Source organism: Amycolatopsis sp. 2-15, from assembly GCF_030285625.1.
In the GTDB taxonomy this organism is placed as follows: Bacteria; Actinomycetota; Actinomycetes; order Mycobacteriales; family Pseudonocardiaceae; genus Amycolatopsis; species Amycolatopsis carbonis.
The window spans coordinates 167,305-185,550 of the sequence record NZ_CP127294.1; the positions used below are offsets into that span (position 1 = coordinate 167,305).

Annotated in this window: 17 protein-coding genes; 10 read left to right on the forward strand and 7 right to left on the reverse strand. The window is 70.1% G+C overall.

Features of this window, described 5'->3' with window-relative positions:
- Window positions 1-41: 41 nt before the first annotated feature.
- Window positions 42-602: a TetR/AcrR family transcriptional regulator gene (locus tag QRX50_RS00780; RefSeq protein ID WP_285970074.1), complete on the reverse strand. Its 561-nt coding sequence runs from the start codon at window positions 600-602 to the stop codon at window positions 42-44.
- A 126-nt stretch (window positions 603-728) separates the two neighbouring features.
- On the opposite strand from QRX50_RS00780, the gene QRX50_RS00785 reads away from it, so the two are divergent.
- Window positions 729-1,649 carry an SDR family NAD(P)-dependent oxidoreductase gene (locus tag QRX50_RS00785; RefSeq protein WP_285970075.1) on the forward strand — a complete coding sequence of 307 codons (921 nt, stop codon included), beginning with the start codon at window positions 729-731 and terminating at the stop codon, window positions 1,647-1,649.
- Window positions 1,650-1,731: 82 nt separating this feature from the next.
- Window positions 1,732-2,373 carry an HAD family hydrolase gene (locus QRX50_RS00790; protein WP_285970076.1) on the forward strand — a complete coding sequence of 214 codons (642 nt, stop codon included), beginning with the start codon at window positions 1,732-1,734 and terminating at the stop codon, window positions 2,371-2,373.
- A 3-nt stretch (window positions 2,374-2,376) separates the two neighbouring features.
- On the opposite strand, the gene QRX50_RS00795 is transcribed toward QRX50_RS00790, so the two are convergent.
- Entirely contained in the window at window positions 2,377-3,858 is a 1,482-nt protein-coding gene (locus tag QRX50_RS00795; RefSeq protein WP_285970077.1) for a serine/threonine-protein kinase, read from the reverse strand.
- A 134-nt stretch (window positions 3,859-3,992) separates the two neighbouring features.
- Between QRX50_RS00795 and QRX50_RS00800 the strand changes: the two genes are divergently transcribed.
- The 6 genes from QRX50_RS00800 (at window position 3,993) to QRX50_RS00825 (ending at window position 10,197) form a co-directional block, all read left to right on the forward strand.
- Window positions 3,993-5,186: an MFS transporter gene (locus QRX50_RS00800; RefSeq protein WP_434533225.1), complete on the forward strand. Its 1,194-nt coding sequence runs from the start codon at window positions 3,993-3,995 to the stop codon at window positions 5,184-5,186.
- A gap of 1,138 nt (window positions 5,187-6,324) precedes the next feature.
- Window positions 6,325-7,563, forward strand: coding sequence for a GGDEF domain-containing protein (locus tag QRX50_RS00805; RefSeq protein WP_285970079.1), 1,239 nt, complete (start codon window positions 6,325-6,327; stop codon window positions 7,561-7,563).
- A 98-nt stretch (window positions 7,564-7,661) separates the two neighbouring features.
- Window positions 7,662-8,462, forward strand: coding sequence for a heavy metal-binding domain-containing protein (locus QRX50_RS00810; protein ID WP_285970080.1), 801 nt, complete (start codon window positions 7,662-7,664; stop codon window positions 8,460-8,462).
- Window positions 8,463-8,472: 10 nt separating this feature from the next.
- Window positions 8,473-9,291, forward strand: coding sequence for a heavy metal-binding domain-containing protein (locus tag QRX50_RS00815; protein WP_285970081.1), 819 nt, complete (start codon window positions 8,473-8,475; stop codon window positions 9,289-9,291).
- Window positions 9,291-9,707 (forward strand): hypothetical protein, encoded by a 417-nt coding sequence (locus QRX50_RS00820; RefSeq protein ID WP_285970082.1) that lies wholly within the window; start codon window positions 9,291-9,293, stop codon window positions 9,705-9,707. Before QRX50_RS00815 ends, QRX50_RS00820 begins: the two co-directional genes overlap by 1 nt.
- 73 nt (window positions 9,708-9,780) lie before the next feature.
- Entirely contained in the window at window positions 9,781-10,197 is a 417-nt protein-coding gene (locus tag QRX50_RS00825) for a VOC family protein (protein ID WP_285970083.1), read from the forward strand.
- Here QRX50_RS00825 and QRX50_RS00830 read toward each other — a convergent pair.
- From QRX50_RS00830 to QRX50_RS00845, 4 genes are all read right to left on the reverse strand, one after another.
- Entirely contained in the window at window positions 10,194-10,949 is a 756-nt protein-coding gene (locus tag QRX50_RS00830; protein WP_285970084.1) for an SDR family NAD(P)-dependent oxidoreductase, read from the reverse strand. The two genes, QRX50_RS00825 and QRX50_RS00830, sit on opposite strands and share 4 nt — an antisense overlap.
- Before the next feature lie 51 nt (window positions 10,950-11,000).
- Window positions 11,001-11,969: a zinc-binding dehydrogenase gene (locus QRX50_RS00835; RefSeq protein ID WP_285970085.1), complete on the reverse strand. Its 969-nt coding sequence runs from the start codon at window positions 11,967-11,969 to the stop codon at window positions 11,001-11,003.
- A gap of 535 nt (window positions 11,970-12,504) precedes the next feature.
- On the reverse strand, window positions 12,505-13,377 hold the full coding sequence (locus tag QRX50_RS00840; protein ID WP_285974771.1) for an SCO6745 family protein: 873 nt from the start codon (window positions 13,375-13,377) through the stop codon (window positions 12,505-12,507).
- A 69-nt stretch (window positions 13,378-13,446) separates the two neighbouring features.
- On the reverse strand, window positions 13,447-14,463 hold the full coding sequence (locus QRX50_RS00845; RefSeq protein WP_285970086.1) for a S1 family peptidase: 1,017 nt from the start codon (window positions 14,461-14,463) through the stop codon (window positions 13,447-13,449).
- Between the two features lie 272 nt (window positions 14,464-14,735).
- Here QRX50_RS00845 and QRX50_RS00850 point away from each other — a divergent pair, with 272 nt between their 5' ends.
- A complete protein-coding gene (locus QRX50_RS00850; protein WP_285970087.1) occupies window positions 14,736-15,170 on the forward strand; it encodes an SRPBCC family protein in 435 nt (144 codons plus the stop codon).
- A 13-nt stretch (window positions 15,171-15,183) separates the two neighbouring features.
- Here the strand turns inward: QRX50_RS00850 and QRX50_RS00855 are convergent, their stop codons facing one another.
- A complete protein-coding gene (locus QRX50_RS00855; RefSeq protein WP_285970088.1) occupies window positions 15,184-15,495 on the reverse strand; it encodes a GNAT family N-acetyltransferase in 312 nt (103 codons plus the stop codon).
- A 254-nt stretch (window positions 15,496-15,749) separates the two neighbouring features.
- Here QRX50_RS00855 and QRX50_RS00860 point away from each other — a divergent pair, with 254 nt between their 5' ends.
- Window positions 15,750-17,984 carry a terpene synthase family protein gene (locus QRX50_RS00860; protein WP_353074079.1) on the forward strand — a complete coding sequence of 745 codons (2,235 nt, stop codon included), beginning with the start codon at window positions 15,750-15,752 and terminating at the stop codon, window positions 17,982-17,984.
- Window positions 17,985-18,246 lie beyond the last annotated feature (262 nt).

Consider the following 18,246-nt stretch of genomic DNA (forward strand, 5'->3'; position numbering starts at 1 on the left):
CGCTGCCGACCACTCCCCTGACCGGGCCGTGATCCGGCCGCTCAGCCGCGGAAGCGCAGCCCGTCCAGCAGCAGGTCGAGCAGTCGTCCGGCTTGCTCGCGCTGTGCCGGCTCGCCGGCCGCCAGTGCGATGCCGCTGAGGCCGATGAGGACGTCGTCCACGAGGACGTCGCCGCGGAGGGTGCCGGCGGCGATCAGCGGGGAGACCAGCTGCTCGATGGTCGAGTTCAGGCGGTCGCGGCTGTGGGCGTACGGGTTGCCGCCGGAGGCGATCACGGCGCGCAGGGCGTCGGACATGCCGATCTTCGTGGTCATGTAGTCCACGAAGCGGTCCATCCACGTGCGCAACGCCTCGCCGGGCGGCAGTTCGTGCAGCAGCGCGGGGCCGGCGTCGCACAGCTGGTCCAGCTCGTTGCGGTACGCGGCCTCGATCAGGGCTTCGCGCGTCGGGAAGTGGCGGTACAGCGTGCCGATACCGACGCCGGCGTCCTTGGCGATCGCGTCGAGCGTGGCGTCGAGGCCCTTCTCGGAGAACTGCCGCACCGCGGACGCGAGCAGGAGGTCGCGGTTGCGCCGCGCGTCCGCGCGCAGTGGTTTGGTCACAGTGGCTTGGTCCCCTCTCACCCCTTCCGGCTCGTCAACTCAAGCATACTTGCAATCGGAGGATCCTCCGGTTAATGTCGAGCCCAACCGGAGGTTCCTCCATATCGAGTCCAGGACAGGAACACCATGCGCATCACCACCCCGTTCACCAGGGAGTCCACCGCCGCCGACGTCAGCGCGGGCGTCGACCTCACCGGCCGTCGCGCGATCGTCACCGGGGGCGCGTCCGGCATCGGCGTCGAGACAGCCCGCGCGCTCGCGTTGGCCGGGGCCGAGGTCACGCTGGCCGTCCGCGACACCGAGGCCGGGCACCGCACGGCCGAGGCGATCGCGGTGGCCACGGGCAACGCGGCCGTCGCCGTCCTGCACCTCGAGCTGGCCGACCGCGACTCCGTCGCCAAACTCGCGAGCGACTGGCAGGGCCCGCTGCACATCCTCGTGAACAATGCCGGTGTGATGGTCGAACCGCTCAACCGCACGCCGGAAGGCTGGGAGCACCAGTTCGCCACCAACCACCTCGGCCACTTCGGCCTCGCGCTCGGCCTGCACGACGCCCTCGCGTCAGCCGGCGACGCGCGCATCGTGGCCGTGAGTTCCAGCGCACACCTGCGCTCGGGCGTCGTCTTCGACGACATCCACTTCGAGCGCCGCGAGTACGACCCGTGGTCGGCCTACGGCCAGTCGAAGTCCGCGAACGTGCTCTTCGCCGTCGAGGCCACACGGCGCTGGGCCGCCGACGGCATCACCGCCAACGCCCTCATGCCCGGCGGCATCCGCACCAATCTGCAGCGCCACCAGGCCGACGACGCCGAGTTCGCCGAGATCGCCAAGACGTATCCGTGGAAGACCACCGAGCAGGGCGCGTCGACCTCGGTGCTGCTGGCCGTGTCTCCCCTGCTGGCCGGCGTCGGCGGCCGCTACTTCGAGGACAACAACGAAGCCGAGCTCAACATCCCGCCTTCACACGACGGCGTCGCGGCCCACGCGCTCGACCCGGAAGCGGCGACGCGGCTGTGGGAGGTCTCGCTGGAGCTGCTCGCGCGCTGACCCGACGGTCGGCCTGCGCCGCTCGGGTCGTTCGGGCCGGATCAGCGTGCGGGTGCGCGCGGTGTCTGCATAGGGTCGTTCGGTGCGGCTCGTGCTGTTCGACCTCGACAACACCCTCGTCGACCGGGCGGAGGGTTTCCGGCGCTGGGCTTGGGAGTTCTGCGCCGAACACCGCCTGACGCCCGACGACGCCGCCTGGCTCGCGTCCGCCGACCACGACGGGCTCGCCCCGCGCGACGACTTCTTCAAAGCCGTGCGCGACCGCTTCGCCCTGCGCGAGACACCGGCCGAGCTGCTGGAGTCCTACCGCGAACGCCACCCGGCGCTGATCCCCGCGGCGCCGGGCGTGCTGACGGGGCTGCCCCGCCTGCGCGCGGCGGGCTGGCGGATGGGCGTCGTCACCAACGGTGACGCGGCCCAGCAGCTCACCACCCTGCTGCGAACCGGCGTCGCGGGGCTCGTGGACGGGTGGGCGATCTCGGAGCACGAAGGCGTCGGCAAGCCGGACCGGCGGCTGTTCGAGATCGCGGCGGAACGGTGCGAGGCGCCGTTGCGCGACGGCTGGATGGTCGGCGACGGCGAAGCGACCGACATCGCCGGCGGCCGGGCCGCGGGGCTGCGCACGGTGTGGGTCGACCGGGGACGGGTGTGGAGCGGGGACGAAAAAGCCCCGGACCACGTCGTCGCCGACGCTGCCGGGGCCATCGAGCTGCTGCTGGAGTGAGGGCTACTTGCTCTCGGTGTCGATCTTCCACACGCCGTTGTCGTTGACCATGTGGTAGGTGTGGTGCTCCCGCGAGTTGACTCTGCCGCCGTAGGTGATCTCGGCGCTGAACGTGTCGGTGCCGACCTGCTTGATCTCGCTCGCGCTGGCCGTACGACCACTCCAGAAAGCTTGGTAGCTGGCGTAGTTCTGGCGGGCGGTCGCCTTGAAGTTGTCCGTCAGGAGGTTGAAGCCCTCCTGCAGGTTGCCGGGAATGAGCGTGAAGTAGTGCTGCAGCGCGGCAGCTGCGTCCTGCGGCGAGTCCGCTGGAGAGCTCGGCGACGACGGCGGGCTGCTGGGTGACGACGGCGCGCTCGGCGGCGGCGTGGTCGGCGTCGTCGGCGCGTTGGTGGTCGACGGCGGCGCCGGGGAGTTCACGGACGACGAGTTGATCACCGGAGACGCGCCGCCGGCGGTCGGCGTCGTGCCGTTGGTGCGGTTCACCAGCACGATCACCACCACGATGACCACCACCAGGACGGCGCCGAACCCGGCGAGGACCATCGAGCGCCGTCTTCGGTCGACAGGTGCCGGAGCGGGCGTCGTCGGGGCGGCGGCCGGAGCCGGAGCGGCCGGGAGCGGCGCGGGCACCGTCAGCGGAATCGGCACCGCCGCGACGGGGGTGACGCCGCCGTCGAGCTCCCGCAGCTCGGTGAGCACCTCGGCCATCGACGGCCGATCCTCGGGCTTGAGCTCCAGCAGCTTCAGCAGCAGCGGCTCCAGCTTCCCCGCCTGCTTCGGCGGGTTGATCGAACCGCTGGACACGCGGTACAGCAAGGCGATCGCGTTGTCCGCCGTGCCGAACGGCGGCGCGCCCTCCACCGCCATGTAGAGCGTGGCGCCGAGGGCGAAGACGTCGGAGGCGAACATGGCTTCCTCGCCGCGCGCGACCTCGGGTGCGAGGAACGCGGGCGTACCGGAGATTTCGCCCGTGGCCGTCAGTGTGACGTCGCCGACCGCGCGGGAGATGCCGAAGTCGGTGACCTTGACGGTGCCGTCTTCGCCGAGCAGGACGTTGCCCGGCTTCACGTCGCGGTGCACGATGCCGGCGCGGTGCGCGGCGGCGAGCACGCCGGCCAGCTGCACCGCGATGGGGATGACCTCGTCGACGGTCAGCGGGCCGTCATCGTGCAGCTTCGCCGAGAGGCTGCGCGAGGGCAGGTACTCCATGATCAGCCACGGGCGGTCTTCGTACTCGACCACGTTGAACACGGAGATGGCGTTGGGGTGCTGCAGGCGCGCGGCGATCCGGGCCTCGCGCATGGCGCGGCTCTTCGCCTCGGCGACTTTCTCCTCGCCCTGGTTCATCGGCATGAGGAGTTCTTTCACCGCGACGACGCGGCCGAGGATCTTGTCCTCGCCGCGCCAGACCATGCCCATGGCGCCGCTGCCGATGAGCTCGACGAGCTGGTAGCGACCGGCGATCTGCCGGCTCTCCTCGGTCAACGAAAAAACCCCTCAGTGCAACGTTCACGGACGGCGATCGCCAAGTTTTTCACGGCCCTCGCCCGGGTGTCCCTACGACCCACCGGAGGGTGCGGGGGTTGCTCCACGTGGCCGAACCGGGACACTCTGATCATATGAGCGCCGGGGCCCCGTCATTCCGAAACGTGTTCGGCGCGACCGAATTCCGGGCCCTGTGGCTCGCGCACGTGCTGTCGGTCGCCGGTGATCAACTGGCTCGCGTCGCGCTCACGGTTCTCGTGTTCGACCGTACCGAATCCGCGGGCTGGGCGGCGCTCACGTACGCGCTGACTTATCTGCCCGATCTGCTCGGCGGCGCGCTCGGCGGACTGGCCGACCGGTTCCCGCGGCGCACGGTGCTCGTGGTGGCCGACGTGCTGCGGGCCGCGCTCCTCGCCGTGATGGCGATCCCGGGGCTGCCGTGGCCGGTCGCGGCGGCACTGCTGGTGGTGGTGCAGCTGGCGGCCGGACCCTTCCAGGCCGCGCGGCAGGCCGTGCTGCCGGACATCCTCGGGCCCGACCGGCTGCCCGTCGGCCAGGCGATGTTGTCCTCGACGTACCAGGCGGCGCTCGTGATCGGCTTCGGCGCGGGCGCGGCGGTGGTCGCGTGGCTCGGCGTGACGGGCGCGCTGGCCGTGGACGCGGTGACCTTCGCCGTGTCGGCGCTCGCGCTGCGGTGGGGACTGCGGCCGCACCCGGTGAACGTCGTCGAACGGGGTCCGGCTGCGGCTTCCCAGTGGGCTTCGCTCGTCGCGGGCTGCCGGCTGGTCGGGCGGGACCGGCGGCTGCGGTCGTTGCTGGCGATCGCGTGCTGCAGCGGGTTCTACGTGGTGCCCGAAGGCCTGGCCGTGCCGATCGCCTCGCAGCTCGGCGGCACGGGGGTGCTGGCGTGGCTGCTCATCGCCAACCCCGTCGGGTCGCTGCTCGGCGCGGTGCTGCTCAGCCGGGTGCCGCGCGTACGCCAGGCGCGGCTGCTGGGGCCGCTCGCCGTGGCGACCAGCCTGGTGTTGCTGCCGACGGGCTGGACGCCAGGGCTCGTCGTGATGGTGGTTTTGTGGACGTTGTCCGGCATGTTCTCCGCACACGACTTGATCACGCAGGTGCAGTACAGCCTGGCCGCCCCGCCCGAACAGCGCGGCCAGGTGATCGGCGTCGCGATCGCGGCCCTGCGAGCGTCGCAGGGCCTGGCGATCGCGGCCGCCGGCGCGCTCACCCAGGTGCTCGCGCCCACGACCGTGGTGGCCGTCGCGGCCGTCGCCGGTGCGACGGTCGCCGCCCTCGCCGCCACGGCCTGGCTGCGCGCGGCGTGACCTCGTCGAACTCCCGTCGACGAGGCCACGCCACCTGCCACGTCCTGAACCTCACGGCTCACGTCCGGTGACCGGCCCACCTCCTCGTGGTTCTCGTGGTGCTCGTGGTTCTCGTGCAGGGTCGGGCTCTCTCGCGGGCAGGACTCACGTCCAGTTGTTGTCACGCATGCCTTTCACCCCCTCGTCGGGTGTTCGCCGGGCTTCGGGTCAGCAGGTCCAGTTGTTGTCGCGCACCTGGCGCTCCTCTCGGCTCGTCGCGGTTTGTCGCGTTTTGTCGGGGCTGTCGCGGTCGGGCGGGGTTCAGCGGGTCCAGTTGTTGTCACGCACGGGGGTCTCCTCTCGGCCTCGTCGGGGTTGCCTGCGGGGTTCACCGAGTCCAGTTGTTGTCACGCACCGGCATCTCCCTTCCACTCGTCACGGACGTTGACCACTTGCCTCAGCGGGTCCAGTTGTTGTCACGCACCGGCTGCTCCTCTCCGCTCGTCGTGTTCGTTGGTCTGACCTCAGGACCCCAGGACCTCAGCGGGTCCAGTTGTCGTCACGCACGGCTCTACCCCCTTTCACCTCGGCTGTTCAGCGGAATTCGGCCGTCACCAGTGGTTGTCCCGCACCGCCGGACCTCCTTTCCGCACAGCGGTTCGCCAAAGGTTCGCGCTCACCAGTTGTTGTCCTGCACCGTGGACACCTCCTCCCACAGGTCGCACCGAAAACGCTCACAACTCTCGACCTCAAGTCGAGCTCAACGGTCCAGACCACTCAGGCGGAAAGCGTCCAGTTGTTGTCGCGCACCGTCGTCACCTCCTCGCCGGGGCCGCGCCGACCGGCGGTTTCGCGGAGCCCGCCAGTCACCGATCGTGGTTGTCGCACGTCAGTGGCTTCAGTGGCCGGAGACCGCGGATTCCCAGGTACGCCAAGGAATCGCGGCGGGCCACCACTACGCTCAGTGGTCACCTCCCTCTGCGCGGGCCGGGCACTGGGCTGTCCGGGCGAAATTCCCCGGCCAGGTCCCAGAGTCCGGACCACGGGCGGCACACGGCGCGCCCCGTCGTTTACGGTAGAAGCCAACCGGGTGAGGTGAAGAGTGCGCGGACGAGCAAACCGGTCTGCCGGATGGTTCACGGGCTGGCGCCTTTGGCGGTTGCCCTCGCATGTCCGCACTTATGTGCTCCTCGTCAACTTCCTGGCGATCCTGGCGTCGGTGAGCACCGCGTGGCTGGTGCCGGTGCACCAGCAGGACCTGATCCGCTTCGGCGTGCTGGCCGTGTGCGCGGCCGCCGCCATCGAGGCCACGCGCCACATCGAGCGCCAGCGCGAGTACAACCGCGCGCCCACGGTCGCCTACGTCGACACCAAGGCCGTGTGGAGCATCGCGGCCGTGGTGGCGCTGCCGGCCGTGCTGGCCACGGCGATGGTCGTGTTCACCTACGCGATGGCGTGGTGGCGGGTCTGGCCGCGCGAACGGCCGGTGCTCCCCCACCGCTGGATCTTCTCCGCCGCGACTGTGCTGTGCGGCACGCAGGCGGCGGTCGCCGTGCTCGCGCTGGGCATGCACCACTACCCCGGCGTGCCGGCCGCGGGGTTCCTGCCCGGCCTCACCGACCTGGTCGTCATCATCTTCGCGGCCGCCCTGCGCTGGGCCATCAACACGGCGCTGGTGATGGTCGCCATCGCGCTCTCCAGCCCGCCACGCTCGCTGTCGGACCTGTTCTCCGGCTTCGGCGACCAGCTGCTGGAAGCCGGCGCGATCGGCCTCGGCCTGGTCACCGCCGCACTGCTCCTGCTGGCCAATCCGCTGGTGCTCACCGGTGTGGTCGTGGCGCTGGTGGCGCTGCACCGCGGCCTGCTGCTCGCGCAGTTCCAGCGCGACGCGCGCACCGACGTGACGACCGGCCTGGCCACCAAACGCTGGTGGCGCACGCTCGCCGAGCAGTACCTCGAGCGCGCCCGCACGGGCAACGGCACCGTCGGCGTGCTGCTGCTCGACCTCGACCACTTCAAGGCCATCAACGACACCTACGGCCACCCGACCGGCGACATCGTGCTGCGCGAGATCGCCATGGCGCTGCGCAGCGAGGTGCGCGACCAGGACATCTGCGGCCGCTGGGGCGGCGAGGAGTTCGCGATCGTGCTGCCCAACGTGCCGACGATGGAGCACCTCGGCCAGCTCGCCGACCGCATCCGCCGGCGCATCCCGCAGGTCGTCGTGCCCCTGTCCGAGCGGGACACCGTGATCAGCGACCTGACCGTGTCGATCGGCTGCGCGCTCTACCCGGCCGAGCACCTCACGGGCGTCGACGACGTGCTGGTCGCCACCGACACCGCCCTGTACCGGGCGAAGCAGGCGGGCCGCAACCGCGTGGAGCTCGCCACACACTGAAGGACGTACCGGACAACCCCGCCTTCTCGTTCCGACTTCGCCTCCCCCGCGTGCCACGATGGACGCTGAGGGCCGCCGAGGCCCGCGAGGAGGTCCGAGTGCCCGACTGGGATGGCCGTGGACTGCCGCCGGTCGCGCGGGCGCGCGTCGACCGGTTCGCTTCGTCCGGCCTGCGCACCTCACTGCTGAGCGTCCCCGGCGCGATCGGCGCGGAAGTCGCCGGATTCACCCCCGTGGGGGAGGTCATGGGTTGCGTCGTGGAGCGCCTCGGCTGGACCTCCGGCTTCGGCATCACACCCAACCAGCAGGCCGCCATCTACGCCGACGCGCTGCGTCAGGGCTACCGCACCGCGCTGGACCGGCTGCGCCTGGAGGCCGAGGCGATCGGCGCCGACGGCGTCCTCGGCATCACCACGTCCGTCACGCGGCTCGACGAGACCATGCAGGAGTTCGTGGCGCTCGGCACCGCGGTGCGCGCCGAGACGCGGCAACGGCCGCGGCGCGTGTTCACCACCGAGCTGCCGGGCCAGGACGTCGGCAAGCTGATGCAGGCCGGCTGGGTGCCCGCGGCCGTCGCGATCGGCATCTCCGCGCACACCACGTTCGACTACAACATGCAGTACCAGACCACGATGTGGGCCGGGAACGTCGAGGTCGACGCCCACACCCGGCTCGTCACCGAGGTGCGAGCCGACGCGCGCAGCCAGTTCCGCAAGACCGTGCAGACCACCGGCGCCGACGGGGCGATCGTCTCGCGGATGTCGCTCGACACCTGGCAGCTGGGCGAGGTCGCCGTGGCCGGGGTGTCGAGCGTGTTCGGCACCGCCATCGCCCGTTTCCACAGCGGCAAATCCGCGCCCACGTCCGCGCTCACCATCCTGCCGCTGAACCGAGTTTGAAGGAGGCCCTGTGACGACCACGGACCCCGCCGCACAGCAGATCCCGGAAGATGCGATGCGCCGGCTCGCCGAGATGCGGCCGGGACAGGCGACGAGCCTGTTCACGTCCGACCTGAGCGTGAACGAGTTCCTCCTCGTGCGCGAGGCCGGCTTCCGCCCGCTGGGCCTGGTGCTCGGATCGAGCATCTACCACGTCGGGTTCCAGATGGGACGCTGGAGCAAGAACCAGGAGATGGACCGCCTGTCGGCCGCGATGTACCACGCGCGCGAGCTCGCGATGACGCGCATGGAGACCGAGGCCGACCTGCTGGGCGCCGACGGGATCGTGGCCGTGCGCCTGGAGATCGAGTTCAAGGAGTTTGGCAGCGACCTGGCCGAGTTCATCGCCGTGGGCACCGCGGTGAAGGCCGACGAGCCCGGCGAGTGGCGCAACAACACCGGCAAGCCGTTCACGTCCGATCTGTCCGGCCAGGACTTCTGGACGCTCGTGCAGGCCGGGTACGCGCCGCTGGGCATGGTGATGGGCACCTGCGTCTATCACATCGCACACCAGCGCTTCCGCCAGGCGATGAGCAACATCGGGCAGAACGTGGAGATCCCGCAGTACACCGAGGCCCTCTACGACGCGCGTGAGCTGGCGATGTCACGCATGCAGGCCGAGGCCGAGCAGCTGCACGCCGAGGGCATCGTGGGGGTGCAGTTGCTGTCACTGCCGCATCGATGGGGCGGGCACACGACGGAGTTCTTCGCCATCGGCACTGCCGTGAAGCCACTGCGCCCCGACCACCGCATCACCAAGCCGCAGCTCGTGCTGCCCCTCACCGACTGATGTCCGGGTCAGAGCTCGGCCCGGCCGGCGAATTCCATCTCCTGGTGGCCGCGCTGCGCGCCGATCGCGCCGACGTCGAGTCCTACACGCGTGTGCTGTCCGAGACCCTCGGCTCCGCTCTCCCGCCGGGCATGGTCGAGATCGACCGGCGGCGCAGCTTCGCCGACCGCGTGGCCGGGCGCCTCGGGCAGCCGGTGGAGGTACGCGTGTCGACGCCGCACCAGCTGCTCGTGCTCACGGCCGGGCGGTCCGGTGGGGTCACGGGTGAGATTCGCCAGGTGGTGCGCGGGGTCGTGATCAGCCGGCGGGACACCGACGTCGAGGAATGGGTGACGGTGCTCGCCGAGGAGCTGCAGGCGCTGGCTTCGCGGGATGCGAAGGCGCGGGAGGCCTTGTCGCGATTTCTCGGCAGCTGACGCCAGCCTTTTGACCAGCGTGGTTGAACCGCCGAACCTTGACCCGCCCGGTTTGCCCGGTTAGACATCGGGGATGGACTGGACACTCGAGGTCGTCATCGTTCCCGTGTCCGATGTGGACCGCGCCAAGGCGTTCTACGGCGAGCAGTGCGGCTTCCACGTCGACCACGACACCGTGGTGGGGCCCGGCGCCCGAGTCGTGCAGCTGACCCCGCGCGGCTCCGGGTGCTCGATCGTTGTCGGCGAGGGCGTGGTGCCCCCGATGCCGCCCGGCTCGCTCAAGGGCCTGCAGCTCGTGGTCGCCGACCTGCCGCGCGCCCGCGAGACGCTGCTCGCGGGCGGCGTCGACGTCAGCGAGATCCAGCTCCTCGGGCCCGACCCGGCCACGGGCCGGCCCGAAGACCTCGACAACATCGGCTTCTTCCACTTCTCCGACCCCGACGGCAACGCCTGGGCCGTGCAGCAGATCTCGGCGCGCGGCAACAGTTAGTCCACGAGTGCGCCACAGCTGACGTTGGCCGTCGCGGCGGTCATGGTGCGGGCGCGGTCGGAGGCCACGAACGCGGCGACCGCGCCGACGTCCGCGAGCGTCGCGGGCCGCCCGAGCAGGGTGGTTTTCGCGATCTCGTCCGTGACCGCGTCGGCGTGCGCGAAGTCCGCGGGGAGCGATTCGGGCACGCCACCGGACCGGAGGGTGACGGTGCGGACGCCGTAGCCGCCCAGCTCCGCGGCGAGCTGCCGGCGCATGGCCTCCAGCGCGGCGAACGCCACCTGCAGGCCGCCGACCGGGTGGGTGCGCACCGGGTCCCCGTCGCCGCCGAAGACGAGTACGACGCCGCCGCGCTGGCGCTTCATGTGGCGGCCGGCGGCGCGCATGGTGAGGAACGTGGTGCGCACGGCGGTGACCACGGGCTGTTCGTAGTCGGCCAAGGACATCTCCAGCAGCGGGGTGCCCTGCACGTCGCCGTGGGTGATGACGTTGACCGAGATGTCGAGGCTGCCGCCGGCGGCGACCACGGCGTCGGCGTGCTGATCGACCGCCTGCTCGTCCAGGGCGTCGAGCTCCTCGACGTCGGCGCGCCCGCCCGCCGCGCGGATCTCGTCGGCGACCTTCTCGAGCTTCGCGCGCGTACGGCCGGCCAGGAAGACGCGCGCGCCCTCCTCGGCGAACCCGCGCGCGATGGCGCCGCCGATCGCTCCGCCACCGCCGTAGACCACTGCGTTCTTGCCTTCGAGCAGCATGGGCTCTCCGTTCGTCGGGTTCCGCTTCCACCCGTGCGTCGAACGAGGCGCTCACGAATCGACAGGATCCGCGACGTTTCTGACGACGAGCACGATCCGGCGCCCGTGCAGCTCACCGCGTTCCATCCGGCCGTGCGCGTCGGCCGCTTCGGCGAGCGGCACGCGCTCCACCACCCGCGGACGCAGGCCACCGGCGGCGAACCGCTCGTTCAGCGCCGCCGCCGCGTCGGCGAGCTCGGCGGCCGTCGCCCGGGAGATGACGAACCCGACCACGGACTGGTCGTTCAGGTACAGCTCACCGGCGGGCAGCACCGGACGGCTGCGCGGCCCCGCGAGCAGCACGATCCGACCGCGGAAACTCAGGTGTGCCACGGCGGTTTCGAGGTCGTTGGTGCCGGAAGTGTCCACGAAGAGGTCGATGCCGTCCGGCAGGTCGGTCCTGCGGTAGTCCAGCGCCACGTCGGCGCCGCGGGACAGGCAATGGCCCAGATCCGCCGCCGACGCCGTGGCCACCACTCGCGCACCCGCCGCGGCGGCGAGCTCGATCAACGCGGTCCCGACGTTGCCGCCACCCCCGACGACCAGCACGGTCTGGCCCGCGCGCAACCCACCGTGCGTGAACAACGCCAGGTACGCCGTGGTCGCGGGATGCAGCACGGCCACGGCGTCGAACGGATCGACCCCGGCGGGCAGGCGGTACAGCCGATCCGCCGCCACTGCCACGCGTTCGGCCGCCGCGCCCTGCCGTCCGCCGTGCCCGAGGCTGTTGCCCCACACCGTCTCCCCGGCCGCGAACCCGTTCGCCGCGTCCACGACGTGGCCGACGAAATCGCGCCCCAGCACGAGCGGCCACGGCCCCGGCACCGGCCACATCCCGTTGCGCACGAACGTGTCCACGGGGTTCACGGTGCTCACGACGACGTCGACGAGCACCTCACCGAGCGCCGGCACGGGATCGGGGAGCTCGCCGAAGCGGATTTCCTCGACTGGGCCGGGCTTCCCGACGAACGCAGCCTTCACTCAGGCGAAGCTACCAGCGGTGAGGATCGCGTGGCCCTGGCTGTCACTGCGTAATCCAGCGCTTCTTCCGTGAAGTCGCGACCTACCTTCAACAGCTGGTGTATCAGCGCTGCCGGGAATCTTTCGCGAGAACTCGGCATGTCATCAAGGAGAACTGCGGGGCCCTCGATGTCCTTGCTCACGGTGACCGTGCGGAGCCTGCACCTGAATTCTTCCACGACACAGACCGCATTAACCCCCAGGTTCAGCAGCTGCTGGGCGACCGCGTCGACGTCGGCGGGACCGTCCGGATCGGACAGTCTGGAACAGGACGACCTGCGTCACTACAGCGAGACCGTGCGGCCGTACCTGCAGGCCAAGCGCCGTTACGAGGACGAGGCGCACGAGTTGTACTGCCAGTACGACCTGTTGCGAGGCCGCAACGCCCCCGCGCCACTCGCCGACTGAGGACGGCGGTGTCCGCGCACGGTCCACGAGACCGCCGGCGGACACCGCACGGCCCGCGACTCGAGAACCGAGCCGCGGTTTCTCCGTGCTACGGCCGGACGGCGCCCATGGGGTTCGGGATCGGCAGGCCACCCGCGTCGACGACCGCGCGGCTGAGGGGTTCGGCCAGCTCCAGCGCGCGGTCCACGGCGGCCGGGCCGAGCGCGTCGAGCGGGTCGGTGGCCAGGCGGTCGGTCATCTCCTCGACGTCGTGGCGGACGGCGGCACCGCTCGCCGTGAGCCGGCCGGCGGAGTCGAGGAGGCCACGGGAAAGCAGGCGCGCCGTCGACCCGGCCCACTCCTCGTCGGTCCAGCCGCGGGCGCGTTGGACGAGCTCGCGGGTCGTGGCGCCGGCGGCGATGTGGGTGAGGCTCGCGTCGAGACCGGACAGCCCGGCGGACACACCGGCGAGCACGTGGCCGTCGCCGCGGTGTTCCCGCAGGGCGCAGGTGGCGAGCCAGAGGCGGGCGAGCGGACGGTCGGGGGGTTCGGCCGACGCCCACGCCGCAGCGAGCGGACGGCCGTCGAAGCGGCAGCCGGCGACGGCGCGTTCGAGCAGCACGGCCAGTTCGTCGAGTTCGGCGAGTTCGGCGCCCGGCGGCAGCAACCGCGTCAAAGCGGCTTCCACGGCGAGAATCCGGCTCTGCAGCACGTCTTCCGGCTTCGCGAACGTCCACGCGTCGGGCAGGGCGCGCGCAACCATCCCCGGCGCGAAGCCGTAGAACATCGACGTGACCGGCCCCGGCCCGATCGGGCCCAGTGGCGCCGCGCGGCCCGCGAAGTACCCCATCCACCAGCCGCGCAGGCCCACTTCCTTCGCCGCCGCGGCGGGCTCGGGTGCGAAGTAGACGACGGCGTGCAGCGGCTCCAGCGCGACCCAGAACCGCCTGGCCAGGCTCGAATTCGGCTCCAGGACGACCATGCCGGTCAGCGTACGCACGACGAAGGCCCCTTCACCGCGCGGTGAAGGGGCCTTCGAGTAAACCGATTGTCAGGCGAGCTCGAGCCCGTAGGACTGCAGCTCGAGGGTCAGCGGGTAGAAGTAGCTGGTCACGGTGTCGCCGCCGGACAGCGTGCCGAGGCCCTTCGAGCCGTCGTACGCCGGGCCGCCCGAGTCACCGTGGTCGGTGTGCGCGGTGGTGCCGAACTCGTGGTTGAGCACACCCACGTCGAAGTTCACGGACTCGTCGACCGAGGTGACCTCGCCGCTGCCGCCGCCGGTGGTCTGGCCCTGCTTCTGGATCTGCTCGCCGACGGTCGGCGTGCCGGCGCTGGTGATCTCCTGGCCGGTGTTGATGGCGCCGTCACCCGTGCCGTTCGGGCGGGTCAGCAGACCGGAGTCCGCACCGGGGCAGTCGCTCTCCACCACCTGGGCGCCGGAGACGTCGCCACCGGACCAGGTGCCGCCCTCGTTGGTGCAGTGGCCGGCCGTGAGCATCATCGGCTCGCCGCCACGGGTGACGTTGAAGCCGAGGGAGCAGGTGAACTGGCCGTTGTTGATCGAGTCACCGTCGGCGATGTAGGTCGACAGCTTGCCGGCACGGTGCTCGATGCGGGCGGAGTCGCCCAGCTTCGCGGCGGCCGCGGTGACCTTGTCGACGGTGGCCTTCGAGGCGGCGTCGTAGATCTTCACGACGACCTGGTTGTTCTTGGTGTCGATGCCCCACGCGGTCTGCGGCACGTTCTTCACGGCGTCGAGCGAGTTCTTGGCGTTGGTCAGCGCGGCGAAGCTGTGCTTCACCAGCTTCGTGGCGAAGCCGGCGGCTTCGGCCTTCTGCTGGGCGGTCGCGTCGATGACGTTGACGATGGCCTTGCCGTTGTCGAGGTAGATGCCACCGCCCGACTGGCCGAGACTGTCGACGACCTGCGTCGCCTGGGTGATGGCCTGGGCCTGCATCTGCGCGAAGGCGAGCGGGCTGGCCGAAGCGGCGTTCACGCAAAGGCCGGCGGTGAGCGCCGCCGCCGAGAACACGGTGAAACCGGCGACGAACGTTTTCCGGGAAGTCATCGAATCTTCCTCCAGTTGAGCTGGACGGATCCTGCGCGAACGGCTCGCGCGACCACGGTGGGACTCCCCACACTTTTGTTGCCAGGCAACCAACGCACTACCGACGAAGGTTGGTTAATAACCAATTCATCCGGGCAAATCGGACTGCCGCACCCGTTCGGCTCAGGGACGCTAGGCCGAACAGCCGTGCGACCGCACCGTTCACCGGGATGGGTTACCCGCTGGGCGCCACGGGACAATCTCGGGGCGGGGCTTCCGGTTAAGGTCGGCGCGTGCCCGACACCGAGCTGCGCCACGTGTTCACCGTGGCCGCACCGCCCGTGGCCGTCGTCGCCCATCTCGCGGAGCCGGCGAACTACGTCGGTTTGTCGCCGCTGGTGGTCCAGGTGCGCGATGTCGCGCGGGAAGGGGAGCTGACGCGGTACACCGCGGTGGAGCGGTTCCGCTTCTTCGGTTTCCTGCGCCACGACAACCCGATCGTCGTCACGCTCCGCACCACCGGCTCGGCGGCAGTGCACGGCGACGTGGTGTCGCCCGGCGGCGTGCGGATGGGTTACCGGTTCGACCTCGAGCCCGACGGCGGCAGCACGCGCGTCACCGACACGCTGCGGCTGCACACGCCGCCGGGCCTGCTTCGCTTCGCCGCTTCACGGGCCCGCGCGGTGCAGCTCGCCCGCGCGGGCATCCTCGCCGAGCGGCTCGGCTGAGTCCACAAGGGACTCACTGCGCGGCGGAGGTGCCTTCCGGCCACCGGACGTGCTCTTCGTAGCCGGTGTGCTTGCGCAGGAACGCCGCGATGAACGGGCAAACCGGCACGATCACCCCACCGTTGGCCACGACGTCGTCGAGCGCGTGCGTGGCCAGCGTGGTGCCGAGGCCGCGGCCGCCGAAGGCCTTGTCGATCTCGGTGTGGGTGAACACCGTCTGGTCGCCGCGCAGGAGGTACTGCGTGAAGCCGGCCAGCTGGTCGTCCGCGTACACCTCGTAGCGGTGTTTCTCGTCGTTGCGGACCACGCGGGTCTCGTCGCTCATTCGTCGCTCCTCAATAGTCCGGGCATTCAGGTGAACGCCGGACAGCCTGCCGTACTTCCGGGCGTCCCCGTGATCTTCACCGAAGAATGATGCCGCGGCGCGGGAAACGACCCACAGGTGATCCGGGCTGGGCCGCCCGGGCGACACGGTGTGGGCGATCGGGTGGAACGCCCGCCCGGACCTTCCGAGGCGCCGGGCGCGTTTGGTTGATTCTCTGGGTCGGTGACCACCACTGGGAAGGCCAGGACCGCGCTGTGCAGCCGTTCGTTCTGCCCGAGTTCTACATGCCCTACCCGGCCCGGCTGAGCCCGCACCTCGGCGGTGCGCGGGAGCACAGCAAGGCATGGGCGTACACGATGGACATGATCGACGTCCCCCAGCACGGCACCGTGATCTGGGACGAACACGACTTCGACTCCCACGACTACGCGCTGCTCTGCGCCTACACGCACCCGGACGCCGGCGCCACGGAGCTCGACCTCATCACCGACTGGTACGTCTGGGTCTTCTACTTCGACGACCACTTCCTGGAGCTGTTCAAACGCACCGGCGACATCGACAGCGCCCGCGCCTACCTCGACCGGATCGCCCTGTTCATGCCGGTCACGGGCGCCATCACGGCCACCGCGGAGAACCCCGTCGAGCGCGGCCTCGAGGACTTGTGGAACCGCACCGTCCCCCATCGCTCGGAGGGCTGGCGCCGCCGGTTCGTCGAAAGCACGCGCAACCTGCTGGACGAGTCCCTGTGGGAACTCGCCAACATCAACGAGGGCCGCGTCTCCAACCCCATCGAATACATCGAAATGCGCCGCAAAGTCGGCGGCGCGCCCTGGTCGGCGAACCTCATCGAGCATTCGGTCCACGCCGAGGTCCCCGACGCCATCGCCGCCTCCCGCCCCATGGAAGTCCTGCGCGACTGCTTCGCCGACGCCGTCCACCTCCGCAACGATCTGTTCTCCTACCAACGCGAGGTCGAAGACGAAGGCGAGCTCTCCAACGGCGTACTCGTCTTCGAGAAGTTCCTCGGCCGCACCACCCAGGAAGCCGCCGACGCCGTCAACGATCTGCTGACGTCCCGGCTGCGCCAGTTCGAACACACCGCCCTCACCGAGGTCCCGGCCCTCTTCGACGAACACGCAGTCGACCTGTCCGGCCGCGCCGAGACCTTCGCCTACGTCAAGGGCCTCCAGGACTGGCAATCCGGCGGCCACGAATGGCACCTGCGCTCCAGCCGCTACATGAACGAAGGCGCCCTCGACTCCCGTGGCGGCCCAGAGCTGCTCGGCGGCGCCACCGGCCTGGGCACCTCGGCCGCCCGCATCTTCTCTTCCCTGGTGGCCACCGCCCCCCAGCGTCTACGGTCCTTTTCCCACCAGCCGCACGAGATCGTCGGCCCCATCGCCCGGCCCGACATCTACATGCCTTTCGAGCTCCGCCTGAGCCCCCACCTGGCCACCGCCCGCGAAAACCTGGCCGACTGGTGCACCTCGATGGGCTTCCTCGACGGCGTCGTCTGGGACGAGCACAAGATGCGCGCCATGGACCTCCCCCTGTGCTCGGCCGGCATCCACCCGGATGCGTCACCCGAGCAACTCGACCTGACCAGCGCCTGGCTGGCCTGGGGCACCTACGGGGACGACTACTACCCCGTCGTCTTCGGGGCTTCCCGCAACCTGGGCGCGGCGAAGGTCGCGACCGAACGCTTCAAGCTCTTCATGCCCCTCGAGGACGAGCCGATACCACCTCCCGAGAGCTCCCTGGAGACCGGCCTCGCCGACCTGTGGCAGCGGACGGCCGGCCCGATGAGCCTGGAGTTCCGCCGCGCCTTCCGCAAGGCCGTTGTCGACATGTGCGACAGCTGGCTTTGGGAACTGGCCAACCAAGCCGAAAACCGAATCCCGGACCCGATCGACTACGTGGAAATGCGCCGGAAGACCTTCGGCTCAGACCTGACCATGAGCCTGTCCCGGATCTCCCACGGCCGAGTGGTGCCACCGGAGATCTACCGAACCCGCACGATCCAGGCCATCGAACACTCGGCAATGGATTACGCCTGCCTGCTGAACGACGTGTTCTCGTACAAGAAAGAAATCCAGTACGAAGGCGAGCTCCACAACTCAGTACTCGTGGTACGCAACTTCCTTGACGTGGACGAACAGACCGCATTCGAAATCGTCAACGACCTGATGACCGCCCGCATGAAGGAATTCGAACACTCCGTCGAAGTCGGCCTACCCGGCTTGTTCTCCGACTTCTCCCTCAACGACGACGTCCAAATCGCCCTGACCGCCTACGCGGACGAACTGAAGGACTGGATGGTCGGCATCCTGAACTGGCACGAAGGCTGCGCCAGGTACACCGAAGAAGAAATCCGCCGCCGCCCCGGCGCCCCGGAGGACGCCCCCACCACACCAGCCTTCTCAACAGGCCCAACAGGCCTGGGCACAGGCGCACTGCGGATCTCTTCCATCCTCCCCGCCGCCAGGTAACCCACCAAAAACAAGCACCCACCCGGCTTTCCTGAACCACCCACTCAACGTCAGCCAAACCCACCCACCCACCCAACAGACAGCGGGCCCACCCAACCCAAGATCCCCTCAACCAACCCCCGACCTTTCCCCCGGCCGGCCCCCGACGAAGGTGAACCAACACGGCTCGGGGTAGCTTGTCAAGGTACTCTTTCCCGCATTGACAAGCTACCCCGAGCCGTCGTGACAATTGAACTTCGGGGAGCTATTCGCAGGTCATCTT

Coding starts and splice junctions, on each gene's coding strand:
- QRX50_RS00840 (WP_285974771.1), bottom strand. CDS start 13,377: ATGGTCGTCCTGGAGCCGAATTCGAGCCTGGCCAGGCGGTTCTGGGTC.
- QRX50_RS00830 (WP_285970084.1), bottom strand. CDS start 10,949: ATGCTGCTCGAAGGCAAGAACGCAGTGGTCTACGGCGGTGGCGGAGCG.
- QRX50_RS00845 (WP_285970086.1), bottom strand. CDS start 14,463: ATGACTTCCCGGAAAACGTTCGTCGCCGGTTTCACCGTGTTCTCGGCG.
- QRX50_RS00800 (WP_434533225.1), top strand. CDS start 3,993: ATGAGCGCCGGGGCCCCGTCATTCCGAAACGTGTTCGGCGCGACCGAA.
- QRX50_RS00855 (WP_285970088.1), bottom strand. CDS start 15,495: ATGAGCGACGAGACCCGCGTGGTCCGCAACGACGAGAAACACCGCTAC.
- QRX50_RS00785 (WP_285970075.1), top strand. CDS start 729: ATGCGCATCACCACCCCGTTCACCAGGGAGTCCACCGCCGCCGACGTC.
- QRX50_RS00825 (WP_285970083.1), top strand. CDS start 9,781: ATGGACTGGACACTCGAGGTCGTCATCGTTCCCGTGTCCGATGTGGAC.
- QRX50_RS00820 (WP_285970082.1), top strand. CDS start 9,291: ATGTCCGGGTCAGAGCTCGGCCCGGCCGGCGAATTCCATCTCCTGGTG.